At 29.5% G+C, this 726-nt stretch carries 2 protein-coding genes; both read right to left on the bottom strand.

Annotation, left to right across the window (positions count from 1 at the left end; translation table 11 throughout):
• Window positions 1-296 (bottom strand): hypothetical protein (locus FHQ30_RS13160; protein ID WP_500692288.1); only part of this gene is annotated, 296 nt, incomplete at its 3' end.
• A 121-nt stretch (window positions 297-417) separates the two neighbouring features.
• Complete coding sequence (locus FHQ30_RS13155) at window positions 418-699, bottom strand: hypothetical protein (protein WP_139612041.1); 282 nt, start codon at window positions 697-699, stop codon at window positions 418-420.
• Window positions 700-726 lie beyond the last annotated feature (27 nt).

The raw sequence follows: 726 nt of genomic DNA, 5'->3' as shown, positions 1-726 counted from the left end.
TTCCTAGCGCATCGCTTAATAAAATCATCAAAACTATCCTCTAAAGTTATTCTATAATCAGCGCAAAAATCACCATTAAAAAACTTATTCTTATAGTTGTTGCAATTTATACTTTCATTATAATAATATTTTTCTTTTAGTATCGCCTCTAAAGAACTCAATAAAGAAGGAAGGTATGTAGTATCGTCCAATGTTCCCAACACGTTTCCATTTATAACAATTTGGAGAGGAGCTAATTTTTGCTTCAACTCCATTTCATTTATTTCGAAATAGAAATTAGAGTTTCCTATCTTCATTTCACACCTCCCAAATCTTTAAGTGATTTAGGTATGTCATTCATTTTTATAGCCCTAGATTGACCGGGTAAAGTTTGACCATTAGTAGAAACACTCCAATGAAATAGCCTACTCCCTTAAATCATCCCAAGTGATACTTGATAAGAATATCATTTATATCAACCATTCTATTCTTTAGTAAATCAAAATCCACATTCATTATCTTGGTTTTCTTTTCAACACCTAAAATATCTCCAGATATAAATGATAAAATATAATCATCATCTATCTTTTCAATAACCCAGCCATTCCCTGATAGTTCACAAGCCCTATTATCTGAATTATTTTCTTTAAATAATTCATCTATAGTTAAATATTTAATTATAGTGTCACTCCTTACCCATAATCGAATATTAATTATCACTCATCTTTAAATTCATCCATACAGGAT

Source organism: Testudinibacter sp. 'clade 2', assembly GCF_006227735.1.
Lineage (GTDB): Bacteria > Pseudomonadota > Gammaproteobacteria > Enterobacterales > Pasteurellaceae > Chelonobacter.
This window is presented reverse-complemented; position numbering and strand designations above follow the sequence as displayed.